Source organism: bacterium (genome assembly GCA_030647555.1).
In the GTDB taxonomy this organism is placed as follows: Bacteria; Patescibacteriota; Andersenbacteria; order UBA10190; family CAIZMI01; genus CAIZMI01.
The window spans coordinates 1-21801 of record JAUSJG010000027.1 but is presented as its reverse complement, the minus strand read 5'-3'; the positions used below and the strand labels follow the sequence as shown (position 1 = coordinate 21801).

Genomic DNA, 21801 nt, shown 5'->3' with positions numbered 1-21801 from the left:
TATCAGGTACTTTTTTATCCGGTAAAAAAGTACCTGATACCTTTAGACGACCATCGCGTAAAACCACGTGGTCACGCAACTTTACGTTGTTCAATCATAGTAATCTTATTCTTAAGCGTACTTAAACAAAATATGAACAGGTTATTTACGTCAGTCCCCAATGCCGAAAAAATTAGAAATTGCAAATTAGAAATTAGCAACTCCTTGCTCCTTTGCAAAAACGGTATACATTATAGACATTATCCTTATACAAACATATGTTGTTGCTAATCCTCCTGGTAATCGTCGTCGCTATCGTTCTTTGGGTTGTAATAACCTATAACGGTTTTATCCGTCTTAAAAACAACACCGACGAAGCCTGGTCGGATATTGACGTTCAACTGAAACGTCGCCACGATCTTATTCCCAATCTGATTGAAACCGTCAAGGGCTACGTGGCGCACGAAAGCGGTGTTCTCACGGCCGTTACTGAAGCCAGAACAAAGGCTATGCAAAGTGGAAGCCAGGAAGACCAAGCAAAAGCGGAAAACGCCCTAACCGGTACCCTAAAATCGCTTTTTGCCGTTGCGGAAAACTACCCGGACCTGAAAGCCAATACGAATTTTCTTGAGCTACAGCGCGAACTTTCCGACACGGAAAACAAAATCCAAGCCTCCCGTCGTTTCTACAATGGCAATGTACGCGATATGAACTCCGCAATGCAAGTATTTCCAGGCAATTTTATCGCCTCCACTTTCAATTTCAAACAGCGTGCTTTCTTTGAATTAGACGACGTGGCGGAAAAAGAGGTACCACAAGTTAAATTTTAAAATCCACAGGATTTTAAAATTTAAAATTATCAATTTTCAATGACCAATTATCAATTAATTTTCAAATTTCAATTTTCCAAAACGCGCAACTTTTGACAATTAAATAATTGATAATTGTTTGAAAATTGGGAATTGATAATTGAAAATTAATAACTATTATGACAGTTTACACTTCCATCTCTTCCAATAAACGCCGATCAGCGGTATTGATTATCTTTTTTATAGTGTTCATCCTTCTCCTCGGTTTCATCATTGATCAAACCCAGGGAGGCGGAACAGCAATTTTCCCAATTGCCATTATTATTTCAATCATTTCTTCTCTTACCGGCTACTACGCCGGGGACAAAATTGCCTTATCCGCCAATTCCGCCGTGCAAATTAACAAAAGTGATTCGCCGGAACTCTATCGTATTGTAGAAAACCTCGCGATCACAGCCGGAATCCCCACTCCTGCCGTCTATATTATCCCTTCGCCGGCAATAAACGCCTTTGCCACCGGACGTGATCCCAAACACGCATCAATCGCCGTAACCGAAGGAATGCTCGCCAAACTGGACAAGCAAGAGTTGGAAGGAGTTTTGGCCCACGAATTTTCCCATATCGGCAATTACGACATTCGTTTATTGACGGTTGTGGCAATTTTCGTGGGCACAATCGCCTTGGTTTCCGATTTATTTTTACGCGCCCGTCTATTTGGTGGCCGTCGCAGTAATAACAACGAAGGCAACGCCGGCGCAATTCTCGCAATAATCGGCGTCGTTCTAATCTTGCTCTCCCCTGTTATCGCCCAACTAATCCAACTCGCCGTTTCTAGACGCCGGGAATTTCTGGCAGATGCATCGGGTGTCTTGCTCACCCGCTACCCGGAAGGCTTAATTTCCGCCTTTCGCAAAATCCAACAAGAACAGTTGCCGGTCACCCAGGCCAATACCGCCACCGCTCATCTTTACCTAACAAACCCCCTTTCAGGGAGAATGGTCAGTAAACTTTTTTCCACGCATCCACCAATCGAAGAACGCATCTCGGTGCTCGAAAAAATGGGGTGAGAAAGACACATCATCCCCCTTCGCTCTGATGAGCTACGGGGGATTGTTTTATTTTGCTTCGGCAAAATAAAACAAAAAAAACCAGGCTCTGCAAAGCCTGGGTGGGGTGGTTACCCGAATTGATCACTTTTGCTCCGAAACCGAGGCCGAATTTTCTTTTTTAATTTCAGACTCCTTGAAGACACTTAGCTTCAGAACAAAAGTAATGAAAGCCCTAATATCGCTTTCTTTGTTGTCTAACCCCCTCAACAAAGCGGGCAAGTCCTCGCGCTTCTTACCGGCGGCAACAAGGAGTTCTTCCAAAACAGTATTCGCGTCGGGAGCGGAATCTTTTTGGAATTCTTTCTTGATTTCCGGGCCATGTCCAAGCACATTGAGAACCTCCGCGCGAACATCCCCAATCTTCACCCCCAGGTTCATTAGCACCTGGGCAGCAACTCCCTCGTTTTCCCGCAACAATCCCAACAGGATATGCTCGGTGCCAATGTAATTGTGGTTCAGATTGCGAGCCTCTTCCATCGCGTACTCGATCACCTTCTTGGCGCTGGGCGTCTGGGGCAGTTTTCCAATGGTGACCATCTCGGGTCCGGATTTGACCAACTTCTCCACCTCCAATCGAGTCCTACCCAAATCGACGCCGAAATTCTTCAACACGACAGCCGCCAACCCCCAACCTTCTTCAATCAAACCGAGTAAAATATGCTCGGTGCCGACGTATTCGAGATTCATCCGTTGTGCATGCCTGTTGGCCAGTTGCATAACCTTCCGTGCCTGATCAGTGAAACGTTCAAACATAAACTACTCGCTTTCATGATAAAAGGAACACGAAACACAGGAACACTGCATAATAAAACACACGAATCACGCTGTCAAACAGCGTGATGGTACGCGCTCACAGGTTAAGGAATAACCATCGCGTCCGATCACGGAACGGAGCAAGGTTGCTCCGTTCCGTGATCGGTGTTGGTTAGCGCAAACACGGATTGACAACGCCGAAGCGATCGCTATGGCTATTTCCTTAACCTGTGAGCGATTACGCGTGATGGAATGATGAATAATGATTTATGAATGATGAGGAGGAACGACGCCGCATTTGTTCTAGTTCATAAATCATCAATCATCATTCATTTTTAATAAACCGCTCACAGTTGTTCCAACTACTTCCCCTGAAAATCCGCGACCAAGTAAGTATTGACTGATCTTTTGGTACCATTTTTCTTTCGGTGTTCCTCGCTTAATCAGTTGCTGTTTCTTTTTATTTCCCGCATATTGCGCCATCTCTAATTCTTTTTCCGGTGGCAATTTTTCCGCCATAATTTCCGAAATTAAATCTTCCTTCAAACCAAACCAGCGCAACTTCACATACAGCTTCTTTTTTCCCATGGTTTTACGCGCCAACAACTGGTCACAGACACCAACGGCAAATTCCCTATCATTGAGATAACCCAATTCTCGGCACTTATCTACCGTTCTTTGCACCTCGTCCAGAGGAAACCCTTTATCCGATAACCGTCCAAATAATTCCGCCACCGAGCGCGGTCGCACACCCAAAAGCATTGTCGCCACGTACCAAGAATTATCGCGTTTTTTCATGGGATTTTTTGTCATTGAACGAGATTAATAAGTATTATCTGTCACTATTGGGGCAATTCATGCCTGCCGGCCTTAGCTTTCTTGACCCTCGAAGCTTTAGTGAAGTGGGTAGCGACGGCTGGAATTGCCCCTACAATAACTTCGTAGCAATTATCATCCCACATATGTTACACTTTTAAAAAGACTTTTGCACAACATGAAAAATTTTCCAATCCAAGACAAACTTACAACTCGTTTAAAACATGTTCTCGCGACCGCCTCGCAAGTATCGAACGATCTTCAACATGGAGAAATTGATACCGAACATCTGCTTTACGGAATGACCAAAGAAACCGGTTCCATTGCCGCCACTATTTTGCGCAAATTCAATATTACTCCGGAATACATAAGAACCGAACTGGAAACCCTCCCCCGTAAAACAGGTTTCCGTGAGGTATTATCCGACCAAGCGGAAAAAGCGTTTGAAAAAGCCGCGCGTATAGCTTTCGAGCACCAACACCGCTATATCGGCACGGAACATTTACTTTTTGGCATCATTTCGCAAAAAGATAATACCGCTTATCACATTTTAGAACGTTCTCCGGCAGATATAAAGGCCCTCTTACGCCAAGTAAAAACAGTCTTGCAAAACACCGCCCATTTCCCCGACCTCTCCAATTTCCTTTCCGGAATGAACAGCTTGCCCAATATGCCAATCCAGATGCCCAAAGGCACCGAACCGCAAATAAAAAAATCTAAATCCAAAACACCGGGTTTGGATTATTTCAGCACCGATTTTACGGAACAAGCGAGGCAAAAAAAGTTTGACCCGGTAATTGGTCGCGACAAAGAAATTATGCGTATGATGAGTATTCTTTCGCGCAAATCAAAAAACAATCCTGTCTTAATTGGCGATCCCGGCGTTGGCAAAACCGCCATTGCCATCGGCCTCGCGCAACGCATCGCCAGTGGAAAAGTGCCGGGAAATCTCGCCGAAAAACGCATTCTTTCCTTGGATTTAGCGGCCATTTTGGCCGGCACCACATTCCGTGGCGAATTTGAAGAACGCTTAAAAGAAATTCTTCGCGAAGTTAAAGAAACACCAAATGTTTTACTCTTCATTGATGAACTGCACACGATTGTTGGTGCCGGTTCTGCCGGCGGTTCACTCGACGCGGCCAATATCCTCAAACCTGCTCTGTCAAACGGCGAATTACAAGTAGTCGGCGCCACAACACTGGACGAATACCGCAAACACATCGAAAAAGACGCCGCCCTGGAAAGACGTTTCCAACCAATCGTAGTACGCGAATCAACCGAAGAAGAATCAATTACTATTTTAAAAGGTGTTCGCGAAGCCTATGAAACACATCACGGCCTGGAAGTTACCGATGACGCTATTGAAGCCGCCGTCACCCTTTCTACGCGCTACATCACCGAGCGTTTTTTGCCGGATAAGGCTTTGGATTTACTTGATGAAGCCGCTTCCCTTGCCCGCTTAAAACTCGGCACAGAATCCAAAACCGATACCAGCGAACTACAAGAAACCAAAGAAGAACTACAAGAAATACAATCGCAAAAAAATCACGCGATTGAAGAAGAACGCTATGAAGAAGCATTGGTTTTGAAAAAAGAAGAAAAACGTCTGGAAGAAAAAATTCATTTGTTGCACACAATGCCAAAAGAAAAAAATCACGTCCATTCGATTACGCGTGAAGATATCGCGGCCGTTATCGCCGAAATGACCGGTATTCCCACCACGCGCCTCCTGAAAGCCGAAGAAAAGAAATTGCTACACCTCGAACGCACCATGGGCAGTCGCATTGTCGGCCAAAAAGAAGCAATTAATAACGTGGCTCGCTTTATCCGTCGTTCCCGTTCCGGCATCGCCAATCCAAACCGTCCGGTCGGCTCGTTTATTTTCTTGGGCCCAACTGGCGTTGGAAAAACCGAACTGGCTAAAGTTTTGGCGCGCGAAATCTATGAAGATGAAGATGCGTTGATCCGCGTGGATATGTCCGAATTTATGGAAGCACACGCCGTGTCGCGTCTCATTGGCGCCCCCGCCGGCTATGTCGGCTATGAAGATGGTGGCAAACTGACAGAAAAAATTCGTCGTCGCCCCTACTCTATCGTTCTGTTCGATGAAATCGAAAAAGCCCACCACGACGTTTTCAACATTCTTCTGCAAATCATGGAAGAAGGAGAACTTACCGACACGCACGGTAAAAAGGCTAACTTCCGCAACACAATTATCATTCTCACTTCCAATATCGGATCAGCCGAGCTTGCCAAAGAAGCCAAGATGGGTTTTGGCATCACCGACGAAACCGCGAAAAAAGAATCCCAAGAACGCTACGATGAAGTAAAACGGCGCGTGATGGGTAATCTACGCGAAGAAATGGCCCCGGAACTACTTTCCCGTATCGATCAAATCGTCGTGTTTCGACCATTAGGCCTACCGGAACTGCGTCGCATCACCGCCCTAAACTTAGAAGAACTAAAGGAACGTCTCCGCAAGCAACGCCTGGAAGCTTCAATTTCCAACGAAGTCCGCGACCAAATCGCCGAACGCGCCTTTAATAGCGGTGAAGGCGCGCGCCCAATTCGCCAGTTTGTCCAAGAATTAATCGAAGATCCGGTCGCGCAAGGCATCATCGAAGGTTCCCTTCCGGAAGGAAACAAATTCAATGTCGTTTGGTCTGAAGGTAAAACCAAAATCGAACCCATAGAAATAAAAAAAGAACAAAAACAAAAAGTCACCGTGTAGGGGCGAGCAGGGTCCGTCCCTGCAGAACAGGGTCGGACCCTGATTGGCCGACAATGAATATCCCCCGTCGCTCTGATGAGCTATGGGGGATTGTTTTGTTTCGACATATCGAAACAAAACAAAAAAATCCACCAGCATTCACTGGTGGCAATATGGCATTTTTGTGCGGACGAGATTTACCGCATGTGGCCATAAAGCTGTTGTCGCCGTACTTCTTCGCGCGCGATGAGCAAAACTCTTTTGATTTCCCCAGCTTTCAATCCCCCTTTCTTCGTCCACGTTTCAACGTATCGCAGAAAATCATCGGGTCCCTCTTTCCACAAACGCACGAAAGCTAAAATTGCGTTATCGCTAGCTTTTTGCACAGCCACAACCGAAGTACCTCTTTCGATGTTACGAATCGTATGAAAAATACCCGACCCGTCCAGCCGAAATTCGGAGGCCACAAAATCGTCAATTATGGCCAGACCTTTTCTTCCAACGTATTTGCCTTTTTTGCCATAATAGGCAAGATGCAACCGTGGCTTATCCCCCGTCACCATCATCACCAGATAAAGTTCCCCCAAAATCGGCTCAAAACGCTTCAAATCCGTCCGATAAAATATCTCCGCCATTTACGTACCCTTCCTTTTTTCAAGAAAGAACCAACTATCAGAAACCCTATGCTTTTTATTAGCATATAGTATTAACCTTTACAAGGACGTTGGGAATTATCACTATGATGTGTTAAATATTAAACAATGAAGGCAAACAAGGTCACTGAATTGGGAAAAAAAATAAATACGATTCTTATCGACCTCCTTTTCCCGCCCGCCTGCGTTGGTTGCGACAATTTTGGTCCTTGGCTTTGTGACGACTGCTTGAAAAATATCGGTGCCCCAATCGACACCTGTATTTTTTGCAATGAAAAGACATTACACGGTATCACCTGTGGCGATTGTCACAAACACAATAATTTGGCGGGTATAATCAGTGTTGGGGGCTACAAAAATCCCATTTTACGCAACGCCGTCCACGCTTTAAAATTTTCGGGCGTTCGTGACATGGCTGAACCATTAGGAGAGTTGCTCGCCAAGAGCATATTGCAAACTTTGGGGAGTGATCTTAACGGTTTTACCATCGTCCCCCTGCCATTACACAAAAAACGCGAGCGGGAACGCGGTTTTAATCAGTCAGCACTGCTCGTAAGCAGAGTCTCTTCCCTGCTTTCCCTGCCCACGGTCAACATTTTGGTCCGTCAAAAATCCACCACTCCCCAAGCATCCCTCAACTCAAAAATGATTGATTTACGTCAAGAAAATATCGCGGATGCTTTTAGCATCAATCCAGAATATTCAACAACAATCCCAAAAAAAATAATCATAATAGACGACGTAGCAACCAGTGGCTCAACAATCAATGAAGCAACAAAAGTATTAAGTGAAAAAGGAGTAAAAGAAATCTGGGGCGCAGTGATTTGCCGGGGATAGAAAACTTGTCCACAGGTTTATATTGTGGCAATCTCTATGGATAAGGAGAGGTCACATAGCGGTCTAGTGTGCGTCCCTGGAAAGGACGTGTGCCGAAAGGCACCGCGAGTTCGAATCTCGCCCTCTCCGCTCGAGATTTGTTTCGCTTTGCGAAACTATACAATGTCATACACCCCGCCACTGGCGGGGCACAAGAATCGAAGAACTCCGAAAATGAGCGCCATGAGGCGTGAATTTTCGGAGCATCTTCTTGCTCACAATACAACTGCTTGGCTCACGGCGAGATTCGAACGGCAAGCGATGTCTCGCAAGACCGCTTGCCGGGAGCGGCGGTTGTTGTAGTCCTGCCGGTGGCAGGACGAAAGGTGCCAGCTCAGAAACTTGCAAATCATTGCAAGTTTTGAGGCCGAATCTCGCCCTCTCCGCCAATTTGTAATAAGCTTTCATCATGACTACAAAACGAGAAATTATTTTAGCTTCCACTTCTTGGAGCAGAAGAAAAATGCTTGAACGGACGGGCATAAAGTTTTCGATTGAACCTAGTGACTATGAGGAAGATTTGTCCATCGATCTATCACCGCGTGATCTGGTAAAGACATTCTCTTTAGAAAAAGCTAAATCTGTTGCCAAAAAACATAATGATGCAATCATTATCGGCGCAGATTCAGTGGCCGTATTAGACGGCAAAATTCTTGGCAAACCAAAAGATAAAATGGAAGCAGAGTCAATGTTAAGAAATCTTAGCGGCCGTGATCATGTCTTTCTGACAGGCTTTACGGTTATTGACACTAATAATGGAAAAACAGTAACGCAATTTGTTGAAAATACTGTTACATTCAGAAGCCTAAGCGACGATGATATTGCAGCTTATCTAAATTCTGGCGAACCACTTGCGGGCCACGCGGGTGCCTATGCCGGCCAAGGTCGTGGCGCATTTCTCATCACCAATATGGACGGCGAATACACAAACACCCTAGGTTTACCGCTTTGTAGCCTCGCGCAAACAATGTTGGATTTTGGAGTTAATTTACTAGAACAGTAATCGCGAATTTTTCCAACTAACTCTTTGGAACCAATAGTATTTCCAAATAGTTCATTTTATTAACAACCCGAAACGACGAAGTCGAATAGGATTCTTTCCACGCGGACGGCGCGGTCGCTTGCGTCTCCGACCATTTACATTCGATTGCGAAAAGCGCGCCGTTTGACTCTTTGATAATATCGATTTCTTGTCGCAGATGCGTCCGCCAAAAATAATACGTATCAAACGCACCCTCAATTCCACTCTTTTTGATCAACTCCATAAAAATAAAATTCTCCCAGAGCGCGCCGACATCATTCCGCAAGTTCAACGGATTAAACTGGGAAATGATTGCGTTGCGGACACCGTTATCCAGAAAATAATACTTGGCCTTTTTCGAAATCTCATTACGCAAGTTACGACTAAAGCCCCTAATTCTTTTTACGATAAACATTTTTTCCAAAAGATCGATATATTTGGCCGCGGTCTTTGCGTCAGTACGCGCTGTCCGGGCGACCTCATTAATCGACACTTCACTCCCCACCTGAAAAGCGAGGCATTTTGCGATATCCAAAAGCGTATCGGAAGAACGCACCGCTTCCAACGCCAGCGCGTCTTTAAAAAGATATGATGAAACAAGTTCGCTCAAGATTTTTCTTTTTCGCTCCAAATCCGGTTCGTTCAACACTTCGGGATATGACCCGTATAAAAGAAAATTTTCAAGATTATTTTCCAATTCAAAACGGTTCCCTTCCATCTCTCCCTGCGAAAAAGGCAAAAGCGTTAACGTGAAGTGCCGACCCGTCAGCGGTTCACCGATTTTGTTGGAAAGATCAAGCGAAGAAGAGCCGGTCAAAATAATATTTTTTTCCGGAAAGGCATCAATCATCATCTTTGCGCCAAGCCCAATCGAAGGAATAAATTGCGCTTCATCAATCGCGATAAGGTCATAAGGACGCGCAAAATCAAGAATTTTACCGCGATCTTCGGATTGAAAAACCCCCCGCAATTGCGCGTCATCACCGGTCGAAAAAAAGACTTTTTTGTCCGATTGCGTCTTTAGGTACGCATTAAGCAAGGTTGTCTTGCCAACCCGCCGTGGCCCATAAATAACCAAGACCCTTTTGGGCTCTATTGCACTCTCGATGGTTTGTTTTCTATCAAATTTCATATAATTCATAGTATCACGATACCTCGTTTTATGTCAAATATGCGGTATTTCAAGGATAATGTTGTTTTTTGCCTTCCTGAACAGACGATTGGCAATTCGTTTAGTGTTCGGTATAATCATAAAGTAACCCAATTAACTATGAAACAACCAAAAAACAAAGTAATCACGATATTTGAAGGCAAACAAATTCGGCGTCATTGGGACGCAGAAAGAGAGCTCTGGTATTTCTCTATCTCGGATATTATTGCTGTTTTGACTAAAAGTATAGATGCCGTCGCGTATTGGCGAAAATTAAAGGAAAGGCTCTTGGCAGAAGGTGGAAATGAAACCGTGACAAAGTGTCACGCTTTGAAAATGCTTGCCCCGGACGGAAAAATGCGCCTCACCGATGCTGCCGACACAGAAACAATGTTGCGTCTAATCCAATCTATCCCCTCTCCCAACGCCGAACCTTTCAAACTTTGGCTCGCACGCGTCGGCTATGAACGGCTGGAAGAAACCGCCGATCCGGAACTGGCCATCAGCCGCGCCCTTAAAACGTACCTGCAAAAAGGTTATAGCCAAAATTGGATCAATCAGCGTTTAAAAAGCATCGAAATCCGCAAAGCGCTAACGGACGAATGGGAAAAAAGAGCCGTCAAAGAGGGACGAGAATTTGCCATTTTAACCGACGAGATAACAAAAGCGTGGACAGATATCACCACGCGACAATACAAACAACTTAAAAACCTCAAGAAAGAAAATTTGCGCGACAATATGACAAATATGGAATTGGTTTTGAACATGTTGGCGGAAACAGCAACGACCGAAATATCCCAAAAACGTGAACCAAAAGATTTTGAAGAAAATAAAACGGTGGCACGCGAAGGCGGAAGCGTGGCGGGAAACGCGCGGAAGGAAATTGAAACCAAGACAGGAAAACGCGTCCTCACAAGTAAAAATGCGAAAGACCTATTGAACAAAAAACCGCAAAATAGGCTATTATAATCCTCAAACTAACAATGTTTAATCGCTTGCAGTATATTTATTATTACCTGTATGCTTAAACCAACGTCCGTTCTTTTGAGTACTCTGCGAGAAGGAGACCATTGGCCATGTTTAAATCTCTTTATTCTTGGTGGTTTAATCAGCAACGCAGATTCAAGGCTTGGCTTATCCCAATAAGACGGCTTATCTGGTTTCGCATGCGCTTGCACGGCAACAAATTTTATTCATCACTAAAGCTTGACGCGGGCCGACGTTTTCACATGACACCGGTCGAGCAAAATGCTTACGATTTAGAGCTAATTCGGCGTCGCCGTTTGGCCCTCGAGCTTGATCTGCAAAATGAAGACCGCGCCCGTGAAAAGCGTCCAGCAAACACCCAGACCTAACCTCTTGGTGTTTTTTTGCTTCCCTTTTTCCGTCTTTTACTCTATGCTCCAGACAAATCCTTAATCTATATTATCAATGTTTTATTACATCCTAATCGCCATCGTTGTCCTAATTTTAAGCTCGCTACGTATCATAAAAGAGTATGAACGGGCAGTCGTCTTTTTCTTGGGTAAATACCAAGCCGTCCGCGGTCCCGGCCTCATCTTTTTGATTCCTGTTTTAGAGAAGATGAACAAGACGACTCTCCGCACAATCACGATGAATATCCCATCACAGAAAATAATTACCCGCGATAACGTCTCCATCGATATCGCCGCGGTTGCTTACTACCACATTGTCGACCCGATGAAATCGGTTATTGCCATTGAAAACGTCTACGATGCCGTTAATCAAATCAGTCAAACAACCGTTCGCAATGTCGTCGGTCAGTTTACCCTCGACCAATTGCTCGCCCAAACCAGTGCAATTAATGTCCAAATCAAAAACGTTATCGATGAACACACGGAACCGTGGGGTGCGCAAGTAACCGCAGTAGAAATCAAAGACATCGTTCTTCCCGACAATATGCAACGCGCCATGGCCAAAGAGGCGGAAGCGGAACGCGAACGTCGTGCCAAAGTCGTCGCCGCCGAAGGCGAATTCCAGGCCGCCCAAAAACTCGGCGAAGCCGCGGACTTAATCGCCGCGCACCCGGTTGCCTTGCAACTCCGCACCCTCCAGACGATGGCCGAAATCAGCGTTGAGAAGAATTCGACCATCATTTTCCCCGCCCAATTTATGACCACTGTGCAAGAAGCGATGAAGATGATCAGCAACGATAATATTATCAACAAATAACTAAGTATTTTTCAAAAAGACACGGTCTTCACCGTGTCTTTTTTAGTAATACATTTATTAATTGTTATCAAGATTACATATCACCACAATTACCTTGACTGAATGTAAATCATCTGATAGTCTGTGAGTTCGGAAATTGTCGCGTTCTTTTCAAATTTGCTATTGCAAGGAGCACACTAGATGTCATCATACCCCAGCCGTAGATTGTCTCACCTCAAATTACAAATCCTTACAACCCGCCTCGAAAATACTGTTGCCCTACACCACCAACATAAGCCCATCCGCCTCCCTGGTGCCCTGCTTGAACACAAAAACGTACTTCGAAGTCATTGGGGTGGAATATCGCAAGATTTCCACGATGGACCATCGGTTTCGGTTCAAAGTATTACGGTAAACAAAGAAGGTGTTGAAGCAAACACAGCGGAGGCAAGCTTCTTCCAGATTTTGTACTCAAACTTATCAATGGACCTAGAATTGCCGGGCGACACATCTATCCGAAAGATGTTGTCAAAACGACACAGTCCTCTGGGTACGGAATATATTCAACCACACAACACAGGTGTCATCACCCATTTTCTCCTTCCGTTTGGAAATCCTCTCAAGATTGCTATCGGAGTAGTGACCGCAGACGACAAACTACTTTGTGTCCGTCGTAGCCACCATCCGAAAATTGCCGTTGGACGAGGCAACCTCCAATGTACCGTTGGAACACAAGTCAAGTGTTGCGAGCAACGTTTCTTGAACCATGGCAAACCTTCGGTCGAGCTTTCAGCATTACAAGGAATGAGTGATGAAATCGGTGAGGAATTAACAGCGATCTGTACGCCACTCGTCTGCACGGGCGTAATCATCTCACGCGAACATTTTGTACCGAGTCTGCTGTTCGAAACAACTTGTCCGCTTAGCGCTATGCAGTTTGTCGAGCGATGGCACAAAGCAAGTGTACGAGATCGACACGAAGTGGATGAAATCATACCATTCGACCTTTCAAGCGCAGATCCCATCCTCGACAGTGTTTGCGAAAGCCAGTGGTCAACACACCATGCGGCCTGCGCACTCCACGTCTTATTGCAACGCCATCTTGTCGCAGCAGCTCGCGCTGGATACGCCCCGACATTGGCAAGCAACAATTACTAACCCCGACACGCTCGGGGTTTTTTTCTTGTTCAACTTCTTAAAAAATTTGTGCTATTATAAAGTCATGGCGAAACCAACACTGGATTTGCGCTTAGACAGCACAAACAAAACAGAAAAAACCGAAGAAACACCCGAAACCAATACGCGCGCCGGCGGACAATTAAGCCATGGCCAGATTTATCTGGAATGGGAAGCGCCGGAATATGTCGTTTATAAAAAAACCACCGTTTGGTATATCGGTTTCGGTATTCTACTGGCCTTGCTCCTGTTCGTCGCGTTCGTTATGCAAAGTTTTCTCACGGGTATTATTTTCTTTCTATCCGGCGTTTTAATCTTTTTTCACAGCGAACGTCCCCCAAAAATTGTTTCATACGACCTGCGCACGACTGGAATCAGAATTGATTCACGCATCTATCTATATCGCGAATTATCCGCCTTTAACATTGTGGAACACGGTGCCAGTATATATTTGCTTTTAAAAAGCAAACGCCTTCTAATGCCATTAATCCATATCCCGCTTGCCGATGACATTAATCACGAAGAAGTACTTGATGCGATTTCCAATCACCTTCCCCAAGACCCAGACTTTGTCGAACCATTAGCAGACGTACTGGCACACTGGTTGGGATTCTAAACTAGAAACTGGAAACGAGAGGTGCGCTCGGAAGGAATCGAACCTTCAACCTTAGGATTAAGAGTCCTCTGCTCTGCCAATTGAGCTACGAGCGCGTAATTAAATAACTCCTGATTTGTTTGCGTAGACTTCTTCTTCCATCTCCTGTTTTAAGAAATAGTTCTCTATCTACTGAATCCTGCCTTTCAATATATGCTTCGTAATAAATTAAGCATATAGGTCTTCTGTTTTTTGTTGAATGAACTTTTCCGTTCTTGTGCTCAACAATACGTCTTTTTAGATCAGATGTTCGACCGACATAAAACTCTCCATCATTTAAGCGTAAAACATACACGTAAAACATTATTTAATAATACCACTGGAATCGCCCGCTATCTCAGCGGGCGCCCGCCGTGCTGGCGGGCGAACCTTCAACCTTAGGATTAAGAGTCCTCTGCTCTGCCAATTGAGCTACGAGCGCGTAAAATGTATTTCCTTTTAATACAACAAAATTATACCACTCCGTGAGAAAGAGAAATCGGCCTCGCCTCTCGCTCGCTTAAGCTCACTCGGGCTGGCCACGCCCTCGCCATCCGGCTTTGCAAAGCCGGATAAGGCTCCGGGCCTGGGTAGGCCTGCAAAATACAAGCAGTTGTATTTTGCACGCGTACCCAGTATTACTTGTCCACCGCTGTGCCATCCGAAGCTCTAGCGAAGGATGGAAGCTCTGAACGATTTAAGAGCAAAGGTGGAAGCTACGAGCGCTTAAATACGAAAACGATAACCTATTCTGCTTTATTTTATGTAAAATTACAACCTCCACTTAGTTGCAGAGCAAACCAACTCTTTGGCTCACGCGAAAAGATCGAACGACGTACTAGACAAATTGCACCCCAGGGAGCCCCGACATCTTCATGAGCGAGTCAATCTCATCCAGCACCGCGCCACTCGACTCAGACGTATTGATTTTGTAATCAAAATTAATATTACTTACCGGAAATTTTTCTTCCATAACTGATTCATGAATCTTCATCTTCTTAATTTTAGGCATTATGATCGCCAGTTTGTCCGGATTGTCCGAACCACAATAGAATACCCCGTCAGTCTCAGTATTTATTAGCAGCACACCATCTGCATGAGTAGGATCATACTTCATCACTCCGTTTTCGAAATCGCCAATTATCGAAGGAGGAATCGAAAAACCCAGGAGCGCAAACGGCTTCCATGTTGTCTGCCAATTCTCATCTTTCTTAATAAAACGATCATTCAACTGAGACAAATGAGTTTTTAAAAAATCGCCCTTCTGAACATCTGCAAGTTCGTCCCAATCGAATAAGTACGCATCCAAATCTCCCATTCCTAAAACAATGATAGCCAAATGATCGAACCATTTTCTGTATTTTTTCATAAAAATTAGTGAGCTACTTAAATAAATAATTGAAACTGACATTATCATACCGCAGCATAAATACATATCGCAACAGAAGGTCCTTACTGATTGCTGATTTTGGAAATAAGTTTTTTATAACGAGCTCACTAAATTTAAATAAGCGCGGACCGAAGTCCGCGCCTACTTATTATCTGCTTGGGTTTACTTTACAAGCTCAACGATCGATACCTTCAATACTGAAGCGATATTCTTTAGTGTCAAAATTGTCGGGTTCCCGTTGTCACCGGATTCAATCTTGGAGATCGTGATGTTGGAGACATCCGCTTTTTTGGCTAATTCCGCTTGAGAAATCTTTCTTTCTTGTCGAAAGGCTCTAATACGCTTCGCGAACGGTTGTAGGGGCTTTTTTGCCATATGTTTTATTTGATAAATTATAAATTGGTACTGTTTATAGTATTAGAATGTCGTTTTTGTGTCAATAACGCAGTATCTTTTATTACAACCCTAGCTTGTTTATACAAAACATCTAATAATTTTATTTCAAACTTTAGCAAACAACATGCTCAACTGATCGTGGTTTCAACCTTAGACTTCATTATTCGTGATTTTATAAATTCATATACAATCGGCACCACCGAGAGCCCGATAATCACCAAAATCACCAGTGAAAAATTTTCTTTGACCACAGGAATATTGCCAAAAAAGTAGCCCAACAATGTAAAACCAAACACCCACACAAATCCGCCGGTCGCGTTATAATAAATAAATTTTTTATACTCCATTTGACCGAGACCCGCCACAAACGGCGCGAATGTTCGGACAATCGGCACAAACCGCGCCAGAAATATCGTTTTCCCGCCGTGCTTTTGGTAGAAAGCGTTGGTTTTATCGATATGCGCCTGATTAATCGGAATTTTAGGACTATCGATCAATTTCTGGCCAAAATAGTACCCAATCCAATAATTCACCGTGTCCCCCAAAAATGCCGCCCCCCAAAGAATAAAAAGCAGGCCTACAATATTGAATGAACCAATTGCCGCGAAGGCACCACCCGCGAAAAGCAAAGAATCACCCGGAAGCAATGGTAAAAAAACCAACCCCGTTTCCGCGAAAACGATCGCGAAAATTATCCCGTACGACAAAGCCCCGTAACGAACGATTATTTCACCCAAGTGAGTATCAATATGCAGTATAAAATTAATTATCGCCATTATTATATCCATCGGTTTTATTAGTAATTATCGGTAATTTACAGTTTTTTAACAGTATCATGCTGGAATTTTTCCAGCCATTGATCAAATCGATCCACTCTGTTCTCCCCGTGTTTTCGCAATTCTTCCCTAATTTTATCAACACTCTTTTCTTTATTGGATGTTTCACCGTTTTTTGAATAAAACTTATCGGCAAAACAGATTATTTCTTCCTCGATTGTATGTGGACGCATATCGCGCTTTGGGAGAGGCAACTTATCCTTTTCAATGTCTTCCACCGAAAAACCGACACCGACGTGTCGCTCGCAAACCAACGCATGTTTTGGAAAACCTTCTTTTTCCACAAGTTCCCTCCCCAAATAGCCGTGGCAAATGTAAGGTTTATCCCCATGACAATCGATGTCCGGCGCGTAGGTCATAAATATCCCGATATCGTGCAACATCCCGGCCTCCACGATAAATTGCAAATCGGGGTTAAATTGCGAAACATGCTTAGCAACCGTCAGAGCTTTCTTTGTCACCGCCGAACTGTGCGCCAATAAAATCGAATAAGCTCTCGATTCGCGATTGTAGTATTTCTGAATTAGTTGAACGGGGTCCATGTTTATTTATAATAATATATTAAACACTGTCTGTAAATAATAAAAAAGGCGGGTTGAACTGGCAACGCGCCCGAAGAGATCACTCTCTCGCTTACTCATCCCGCATCCAGCATCTCCGCCACCTCTTTAGACTTACTAATGAGAAAGTCCATGCCGGTGTCGGTGTAAATTGGAAAAGAACGTTTCCACGTCATCATTTTCGAGAGATTTCTGCAACGAACAGAAATCTCTTGAACAACCTCGTCCTGCGTGGAAATATGCGGAGCCTTCCAGCCCCGTAATCTTTTCCACCACCGAGTTAGTCGACTGTGGCGATTATACTCACGCATCACAACGTCATGACGCTGTTGATGAGCAAAGCGAAGATCCACCGCCACCTCCCGAAAAAAAAGAGCAATCTCGGCAACACTCAACGTCCGCCACTCCTGTCCTCCCCAAACGGCCACACCCTCAAAGAACGCATTGTATCGTTGAATATTCGTTGTGGTTTTCTGATGGGGATTTACAAAAGGTGCTGTCTCAACAACGATTCCCTGATCAGGGTGTTCGCAACATACAATTCCCATAATTCACCTCATTTCTGCAAGGGAATTTGTGGCGACAAACCAAAACAAACATCAAAACAATCTAATTTGGGTATAACACGGATATGGAGAATAGTTAAATGACGCACATATCATTATTATTCATTCAACAAAACCACAAATAATTTTATGGGTAAAATTTCATTTCACCCATCAATTTTTTATTGTCAACAATCTGCTCTCTTATCGCCTCTCTAACCATAGCAATCATTTCAATATCCCACTCCAATTTTTTGGACGAAGGTATAACGCTTTGCAACAACTCAAAAATTTCATTATCCACAAAATCCTGTCTCTCGATTTGCTGTCTAGTCAATTTGGACATAAAACTTCATTCATATTGGTTTTTTTCATTTTAAATTTTTACTAATACTAGCTGTGGATAACTATGCTTTGATTTTCGGCTTCCTTTCGGTTATACTGTGATTGTAGCGTAAATTAATTTTTATAACAATATGTCAAATATTACAAAAAAACAAAAACTTGTCTTTGATTTCATAAACACCTACATAGCCGAGAATGGTATATCTCCTACTATTGAGGAAATACGAAAAAAGCTGAAACTCCGCGCTGTTTCAACTATTCACGAACACATTAAGTCCCTAGAAGAAAAAGGGTACCTTTCAAAATCAGAAAATTCTGCCAGAAGTCTATTTCCTAAAAAAGAAATAAAAGCCATCGTTGAAATTCCTATTCTTGGAAGAATTGCTGCTGGCGAACCAATTGAAGTAATTGAAAATAAAGAAGACACAATCACCCTTATTAACCCGAGTATCCAAAACTCTAATGGTTACTACGCACTTCGCGTGGTTGGAGATAGCATGATCGACGAAGGTATTTTTGATGGTGATATTGTAGTGATAAAAAAACAATCCGTTGCAGAAAACGGACAAACCGTCGTCGCAATTATTGATGACAATAAAGCTACACTCAAAAAATTATATCGAGAGAAAACACGGTTTCGACTAGAACCAAGAAACCAAAACATGATCCCTTTTTACAGAAAAGAAATTGAGGTGCGAGGTGTTGTTGTCCAAATTATTCGAAATATCAACACAGATGAAAAACAAAATACACAAAAACACACCAAGCACGGATTTAAAACAATAGATTTATTTGCCGGTGTTGGAGGGATACGCCTCGGATTTGAAAACGCCGGATTTAAAACAGTTTTTGCAAATGATTTTGATCATCAATGCAAAGATACGTATGATTTGAATTTCAAAGATTCAAAGCTGATTGTTGAAGATATTAGGAAAATTGGAATTGATGATTTACCAAAGTTTGATTTTCTATTAGGAGGCTTCCCGTGTCAGGCTTTTTCTATCGCGGGATATAGGCAAGGATTTAACGATGAAAAAGGCAGGGGAAATTTATTTTTTGATATTGCAAGAATCATCGAAGCACGAAAACCTGAAGGTTTTTTGCTTGAAAATGTAAAAAACTTAAGAAGCCACGATGGCGGCAAAACCTTTAGGATAATTCAAGAAACACTGGAAAATCTCGGATACTATTTGAAAATAAAGGTTTTGAATAGTATGGACTATGGAAATATTCCACAGAATAGAGAGCGTGTTTACATGGTCGGTTTTAAGAATAAAGATTATTCCGAAAAATTTGAATTTCCTAACCCAGTAAAGCTCACTAAGAAAATTACTGATTTGCTAGAAAAAAATGTGCCTGAAAAATACTACTACAATGGAAAACCACTGTTCGAAAAACTAAAAGGCTCTATAAAGGAAGAAGGCAGAGTTTACCAATGGCGAAGACAATATGTTCGAGAAAATAAGAGTGGCGTTTGTCCTACACTAACTGCAAACATGGGCACGGGTGGTCACAATGTACCAATCATTAAAGACAAGAAAGGAATTCGAAAACTAACTCCATTAGAGTGTGCACGTATTCAGGGCTTCCCTGCGAGTTACAAAATACCAAAACTTGCCGATTCAGCTTTATATAAACAATTTGGAAATTCTGTCAGTGTCCCTGTTATTGAAGCTGTAGGAAAACAAATGATGAGAGCAATGGAATAAATTAAAGTCTAGAAATCAATTTACGCCAGTCCTTATCTGTATTGTGAAGTTTACCAACAGACTTAACATATCTATGACCATTACTAAATTCCTGACCTGGAATCTCCGTCACCTTTTCAAGTTCATCAATATAAGCGAATCCACATATCCAAATAGGTATATTTTCTAACTTTTCTATTTTTTTAAACCTATCATTAGTTTCGAAGAATTTTCTGACTTTACCAAAAAATGAGTGGTCTCTTAGAATTCTAAACAAATGATCACTTGGTAAACCGACCCTAGCAAAAACGTAAACATCGCTCCGTCGTTCTGGAAATTCAACTTCATTAGCACCTAAAACCAAAAAAGCATTTTTCATTTTACTTGCCTTAATACCAACCCCAAGCTTGGGCGTTCTAAACAATTTATTAACCTCAATTTGATCAAAATCTTGTGGCGTAATGTGCTCAGGGTGAACTTCCTCATCTAATTTAATTTTGATATTGAACTTTTTTAGTAAGAAGTTTTTGATTGCATGTTCTGCGAGAATGCCCAAAATAACATCGTCTGCTGCTTGAATTTCAGTCCTTTGACCTCTAATTCCATTTAAAGAAAGTCCTCCGTATACCATTTTGATAGCAAACTCAAAACAAGTTTCATATTCATCCATTGTCAGATGTATTGTTCTATCTTCTTTCAACTTCCTCCAATCAGAAATACTTTTCTTATCAAAATACCAACGACTTCCAATTTTTTCACCTTGAATTTCTTTACTAAATTCAAAATAATTTTTGAAATCTTTTTCAGGTATATTCAAAAACCCTACAACTTCTTTTTTAGTTAATTTTTCACTCATAAGTTATTTAACAAAATAATCCAAAGGTTTTTTATAGAGTTTTGCAAATTCCTTCAATTGCAATACATCAAAACGCCTCTGGCCAGATTCAATTTTGGAAAGATAAGATTGCGTTTTTCCAAGCTTCTTTGCTACCTCAACCTGCCCAAGTCCAGCCTCAATTCGCGCTTTTTTTAAGCGTTCCACGATTGCGTTGTGATCTTTTGTATATATTGCCCTAGGCATGAATGCAGTATATTATTCCATAATGCTATATTCCAAATTGCCATATTGACGGGAGGGTGGGATTCGAATCCCAACACGACACGCGCAGGCGTGTCGCTCCCTCTCTTGCAATTTTAAACGGGATTCTATCCCGTTTAAAATATTCGGGCCACTCGGGTTAAGTACCAAGGAATTTGGGAAACCATGTGGATTTTTGGGGAGTATTTTTAAGAACAGGATTTAAGCACTCGGGTCGGGACTAATGAAAAAGTCCTAGAATAAAATTCTTAGTCCAAACTGCGTTTCGCCAAGCAAGAGAATAATCAATAGCTAATAACCCAAGGATCGTAAATATGGTGGAAATCAACTTGTGTTGCCATATCCATTTTGTAAATAGCCATAATAACCAAACGGGATTGGTTAATTGCCAATAGTTTTTATTTGACGGTGATTGGGATTTTTCTCGTTTTGAGAGTCGTAGCACTTCACTGAATTCATCCTCTTTTATTGCGTTCAGCCTTCCTAATAAATAGTCCAAATCTTGAAGTACAGCATCGACTGATGGTCCTACGCGAACTAAAACATCACTTGAAAAGGCGTTAGGGTAAGCAAAATAATATTCAGGATGAACTCCATCGCGCATTTGGGGGTTATTCCCAAACTTCTTAAGATATAGTTCAAGCATTCCATAATCCATATTTAACTCCGAGCGCATTCGTGCGATAGCTTCGTGATTATTGCGAATTTCAGGCAAAATCCGATCTCGAGAAGTACTTAATAAAGTACGATAAAGTCGAACTTTTTGTTGAAATTCTAAAATTGATTCTTTTAGTTTTTCAAGATTCATATCAACCTAGAATTGTTTCCTTATTAAAGTAACTATTTCCAGAACTCATTCCGATTATGTGACATGATTTTTATTCCATATAGGTCTGCCAATAAAAAATATTCACTGCGGTGTTTTTTGATTGATGTTCGAACTTTTTTTGAGCAAAACCCCCAATAAGGAAGCCAGCCCCGCCACTGCTCGACAAGCTCGCCACACCACAGAAAAATACTCTTTGCTCTTTTCATTTTGCGCGCGCCCGATTTTTTCTTCTTTTAATGAAAAGAGTATTTTTCT

At 42.7% G+C, this 21801-nt stretch carries 24 protein-coding genes, 2 tRNA genes and 1 pseudogene; 12 read left to right on the top strand and 15 right to left on the bottom strand.

The annotated features are described in order from the left end of the window. The first annotated feature begins 257 nt into the window (after positions 1-257). Together Q7S57_05480 and Q7S57_05475 are read left to right on the top strand one after the other, a co-directional pair. Positions 258-809 carry a LemA family protein gene (locus tag Q7S57_05480; protein MDO8512700.1) on the top strand — a complete coding sequence of 184 codons (552 nt, stop codon included), beginning with the start codon at positions 258-260 and terminating at the stop codon, positions 807-809. Positions 810-967: 158 nt separating this feature from the next. Continuing rightward, the gene (locus tag Q7S57_05475; GenBank protein MDO8512699.1) at positions 968-1855 is read left to right on the top strand and encodes a M48 family metallopeptidase; all 888 of its coding nucleotides are present in this window, start codon (positions 968-970) and stop codon (positions 1853-1855) included. A 357-nt stretch (positions 1856-2212) separates the two neighbouring features. Here Q7S57_05475 and Q7S57_05470 read toward each other — a convergent pair. Continuing rightward, positions 2213-2650 (bottom strand): annotated as a pseudogene (locus tag Q7S57_05470) (Clp protease N-terminal domain-containing protein). 318 nt (positions 2651-2968) lie between these two features. Further along, a complete protein-coding gene (locus Q7S57_05465) occupies positions 2969-3463 on the bottom strand; it encodes a RecX family transcriptional regulator (GenBank protein ID MDO8512698.1) in 495 nt (164 codons plus the stop codon). Between the two features lie 181 nt (positions 3464-3644). On the opposite strand from Q7S57_05465, the gene Q7S57_05460 reads away from it, so the two are divergent. Continuing rightward, complete coding sequence (locus tag Q7S57_05460) at positions 3645-6197, top strand: ATP-dependent Clp protease ATP-binding subunit (GenBank protein ID MDO8512697.1); 2553 nt, start codon at positions 3645-3647, stop codon at positions 6195-6197. Positions 6198-6373: 176 nt separating this feature from the next. Here Q7S57_05460 and Q7S57_05455 read toward each other — a convergent pair whose 3' ends face one another. Continuing rightward, entirely contained in the window at positions 6374-6811 is a 438-nt protein-coding gene (locus tag Q7S57_05455) for a hypothetical protein (GenBank protein MDO8512696.1), read from the bottom strand. A gap of 126 nt (positions 6812-6937) precedes the next feature. On the opposite strand from Q7S57_05455, the gene Q7S57_05450 reads away from it, so the two are divergent. From Q7S57_05450 to Q7S57_05440, 3 genes are all read left to right on the top strand, one after another. Continuing rightward, positions 6938-7666 (top strand): phosphoribosyltransferase family protein, encoded by a 729-nt coding sequence (locus Q7S57_05450; GenBank protein MDO8512695.1) that lies wholly within the window; start codon positions 6938-6940, stop codon positions 7664-7666. 44 nt (positions 7667-7710) lie between these two features. Next, positions 7711-7795: transfer RNA gene (locus tag Q7S57_05445), tRNA-Ser, on the top strand. A 319-nt stretch (positions 7796-8114) separates the two neighbouring features. Beyond that, positions 8115-8708, top strand: coding sequence for a nucleoside triphosphate pyrophosphatase (locus Q7S57_05440; GenBank protein ID MDO8512694.1), 594 nt, complete (start codon positions 8115-8117; stop codon positions 8706-8708). 16 nt (positions 8709-8724) lie between these two features. On the opposite strand, the gene Q7S57_05435 is transcribed toward Q7S57_05440, so the two are convergent. Then, positions 8725-9858 carry an ATP-binding protein gene (locus Q7S57_05435; protein MDO8512693.1) on the bottom strand — a complete coding sequence of 378 codons (1134 nt, stop codon included), beginning with the start codon at positions 9856-9858 and terminating at the stop codon, positions 8725-8727. A gap of 138 nt (positions 9859-9996) precedes the next feature. Between Q7S57_05435 and Q7S57_05430 the strand changes: the two genes are divergently transcribed. The 5 genes from Q7S57_05430 (at position 9997) to Q7S57_05410 (ending at position 13840) form a co-directional block, all read left to right on the top strand. Further along, on the top strand, positions 9997-10845 hold the full coding sequence (locus Q7S57_05430) for a BRO family protein (GenBank protein MDO8512692.1): 849 nt from the start codon (positions 9997-9999) through the stop codon (positions 10843-10845). Positions 10846-10952: 107 nt separating this feature from the next. After that, on the top strand, positions 10953-11231 hold the full coding sequence (locus Q7S57_05425; GenBank protein MDO8512691.1) for a hypothetical protein: 279 nt from the start codon (positions 10953-10955) through the stop codon (positions 11229-11231). Between the two features lie 76 nt (positions 11232-11307). Continuing rightward, on the top strand, positions 11308-12069 hold the full coding sequence (locus tag Q7S57_05420; GenBank protein MDO8512690.1) for an SPFH domain-containing protein: 762 nt from the start codon (positions 11308-11310) through the stop codon (positions 12067-12069). A gap of 204 nt (positions 12070-12273) precedes the next feature. After that, positions 12274-13206 (top strand): hypothetical protein, encoded by a 933-nt coding sequence (locus Q7S57_05415; GenBank protein MDO8512689.1) that lies wholly within the window; start codon positions 12274-12276, stop codon positions 13204-13206. 64 nt (positions 13207-13270) lie between these two features. Further along, positions 13271-13840, top strand: coding sequence for a hypothetical protein (locus Q7S57_05410; protein MDO8512688.1), 570 nt, complete (start codon positions 13271-13273; stop codon positions 13838-13840). Positions 13841-13862: 22 nt separating this feature from the next. Here the strand turns inward: Q7S57_05410 and Q7S57_05405 are convergent. From Q7S57_05405 to Q7S57_05370, 8 genes are all read right to left on the bottom strand, one after another. After that, a tRNA-Lys gene (locus tag Q7S57_05405) sits at positions 13863-13935 on the bottom strand. After that, positions 13926-14183: a GIY-YIG nuclease family protein gene (locus Q7S57_05400; protein MDO8512687.1), complete on the bottom strand. Its 258-nt coding sequence runs from the start codon at positions 14181-14183 to the stop codon at positions 13926-13928. The genes Q7S57_05405 and Q7S57_05400 overlap by 10 nt, the downstream gene beginning before the upstream one ends. 513 nt (positions 14184-14696) lie before the next feature. Beyond that, on the bottom strand, positions 14697-15269 hold the full coding sequence (locus Q7S57_05395) for a hypothetical protein (protein MDO8512686.1): 573 nt from the start codon (positions 15267-15269) through the stop codon (positions 14697-14699). Between the two features lie 141 nt (positions 15270-15410). Next, positions 15411-15623, bottom strand: coding sequence for a helix-turn-helix transcriptional regulator (locus Q7S57_05390; GenBank protein ID MDO8512685.1), 213 nt, complete (start codon positions 15621-15623; stop codon positions 15411-15413). Positions 15624-15772: 149 nt separating this feature from the next. Further along, entirely contained in the window at positions 15773-16432 is a 660-nt protein-coding gene (locus Q7S57_05385; GenBank protein ID MDO8512684.1) for a DedA family protein, read from the bottom strand. Between the two features lie 26 nt (positions 16433-16458). Next, entirely contained in the window at positions 16459-17022 is a 564-nt protein-coding gene (locus tag Q7S57_05380) for an HDIG domain-containing protein (protein MDO8512683.1), read from the bottom strand. Between the two features lie 95 nt (positions 17023-17117). Then, on the bottom strand, positions 17118-17588 hold the full coding sequence (locus Q7S57_05375) for a hypothetical protein (protein ID MDO8512682.1): 471 nt from the start codon (positions 17586-17588) through the stop codon (positions 17118-17120). A gap of 145 nt (positions 17589-17733) precedes the next feature. Then, a complete protein-coding gene (locus Q7S57_05370) occupies positions 17734-17931 on the bottom strand; it encodes a hypothetical protein (protein MDO8512681.1) in 198 nt (65 codons plus the stop codon). 130 nt (positions 17932-18061) lie between these two features. On the opposite strand from Q7S57_05370, the gene lexA reads away from it, so the two are divergent. Continuing rightward, positions 18062-19639 carry a transcriptional repressor LexA gene (gene lexA / locus Q7S57_05365; GenBank protein ID MDO8512680.1) on the top strand — a complete coding sequence of 526 codons (1578 nt, stop codon included), beginning with the start codon at positions 18062-18064 and terminating at the stop codon, positions 19637-19639. Position 19640: 1 nt separating this feature from the next. On the opposite strand, the gene Q7S57_05360 is transcribed toward lexA, so the two are convergent. The 3 genes from Q7S57_05360 to Q7S57_05350 all read right to left on the bottom strand — a co-directional run bounded on the left by Q7S57_05360 (position 19641) and on the right by Q7S57_05350 (position 21525). Beyond that, positions 19641-20474, bottom strand: coding sequence for a hypothetical protein (locus Q7S57_05360; GenBank protein MDO8512679.1), 834 nt, complete (start codon positions 20472-20474; stop codon positions 19641-19643). Between the two features lie 3 nt (positions 20475-20477). Further along, positions 20478-20699 (bottom strand): helix-turn-helix transcriptional regulator, encoded by a 222-nt coding sequence (locus Q7S57_05355; protein MDO8512678.1) that lies wholly within the window; start codon positions 20697-20699, stop codon positions 20478-20480. Between the two features lie 238 nt (positions 20700-20937). Further along, on the bottom strand, positions 20938-21525 hold the full coding sequence (locus tag Q7S57_05350; GenBank protein MDO8512677.1) for a hypothetical protein: 588 nt from the start codon (positions 21523-21525) through the stop codon (positions 20938-20940). Positions 21526-21801: the final 276 nt, after the last annotated feature.

Excerpts from the sequence above, each read along its gene's own strand:
- Q7S57_05480 (MDO8512700.1), top strand. The coding sequence starts at position 258 with ATGTTGTTGCTAATCCTCCTGGTAATCGTCGTCGCTATCGTTCTTTGG.
- Q7S57_05475 (MDO8512699.1), top strand. The coding sequence starts at position 968 with ATGACAGTTTACACTTCCATCTCTTCCAATAAACGCCGATCAGCGGTA.
- Q7S57_05465 (MDO8512698.1), bottom strand. The coding sequence starts at position 3,463 with ATGACAAAAAATCCCATGAAAAAACGCGATAATTCTTGGTACGTGGCG.
- Q7S57_05460 (MDO8512697.1), top strand. The coding sequence starts at position 3,645 with ATGAAAAATTTTCCAATCCAAGACAAACTTACAACTCGTTTAAAACAT.
- Q7S57_05455 (MDO8512696.1), bottom strand. The coding sequence starts at position 6,811 with ATGGCGGAGATATTTTATCGGACGGATTTGAAGCGTTTTGAGCCGATT.
- Q7S57_05450 (MDO8512695.1), top strand. The coding sequence starts at position 6,938 with ATGAAGGCAAACAAGGTCACTGAATTGGGAAAAAAAATAAATACGATT.
- Q7S57_05440 (MDO8512694.1), top strand. The coding sequence starts at position 8,115 with ATGACTACAAAACGAGAAATTATTTTAGCTTCCACTTCTTGGAGCAGA.
- Q7S57_05435 (MDO8512693.1), bottom strand. The coding sequence starts at position 9,858 with ATGAAATTTGATAGAAAACAAACCATCGAGAGTGCAATAGAGCCCAAA.
- Q7S57_05430 (MDO8512692.1), top strand. The coding sequence starts at position 9,997 with ATGAAACAACCAAAAAACAAAGTAATCACGATATTTGAAGGCAAACAA.
- Q7S57_05425 (MDO8512691.1), top strand. The coding sequence starts at position 10,953 with ATGTTTAAATCTCTTTATTCTTGGTGGTTTAATCAGCAACGCAGATTC.
- Q7S57_05420 (MDO8512690.1), top strand. The coding sequence starts at position 11,308 with ATGTTTTATTACATCCTAATCGCCATCGTTGTCCTAATTTTAAGCTCG.
- Q7S57_05410 (MDO8512688.1), top strand. The coding sequence starts at position 13,271 with ATGGCGAAACCAACACTGGATTTGCGCTTAGACAGCACAAACAAAACA.
- Q7S57_05400 (MDO8512687.1), bottom strand. The coding sequence starts at position 14,183 with ATGTTTTACGTGTATGTTTTACGCTTAAATGATGGAGAGTTTTATGTC.
- Q7S57_05395 (MDO8512686.1), bottom strand. The coding sequence starts at position 15,269 with ATGTCAGTTTCAATTATTTATTTAAGTAGCTCACTAATTTTTATGAAA.
- Q7S57_05390 (MDO8512685.1), bottom strand. The coding sequence starts at position 15,623 with ATGGCAAAAAAGCCCCTACAACCGTTCGCGAAGCGTATTAGAGCCTTT.
- Q7S57_05385 (MDO8512684.1), bottom strand. The coding sequence starts at position 16,432 with ATGGATATAATAATGGCGATAATTAATTTTATACTGCATATTGATACT.
- Q7S57_05380 (MDO8512683.1), bottom strand. The coding sequence starts at position 17,022 with ATGGACCCCGTTCAACTAATTCAGAAATACTACAATCGCGAATCGAGA.
- Q7S57_05375 (MDO8512682.1), bottom strand. The coding sequence starts at position 17,588 with ATGGGAATTGTATGTTGCGAACACCCTGATCAGGGAATCGTTGTTGAG.
- Q7S57_05370 (MDO8512681.1), bottom strand. The coding sequence starts at position 17,931 with ATGTCCAAATTGACTAGACAGCAAATCGAGAGACAGGATTTTGTGGAT.
- lexA (MDO8512680.1), top strand. The coding sequence starts at position 18,062 with ATGTCAAATATTACAAAAAAACAAAAACTTGTCTTTGATTTCATAAAC.
- Q7S57_05360 (MDO8512679.1), bottom strand. The coding sequence starts at position 20,474 with ATGAGTGAAAAATTAACTAAAAAAGAAGTTGTAGGGTTTTTGAATATA.
- Q7S57_05355 (MDO8512678.1), bottom strand. The coding sequence starts at position 20,699 with ATGCCTAGGGCAATATATACAAAAGATCACAACGCAATCGTGGAACGC.
- Q7S57_05350 (MDO8512677.1), bottom strand. The coding sequence starts at position 21,525 with ATGAATCTTGAAAAACTAAAAGAATCAATTTTAGAATTTCAACAAAAA.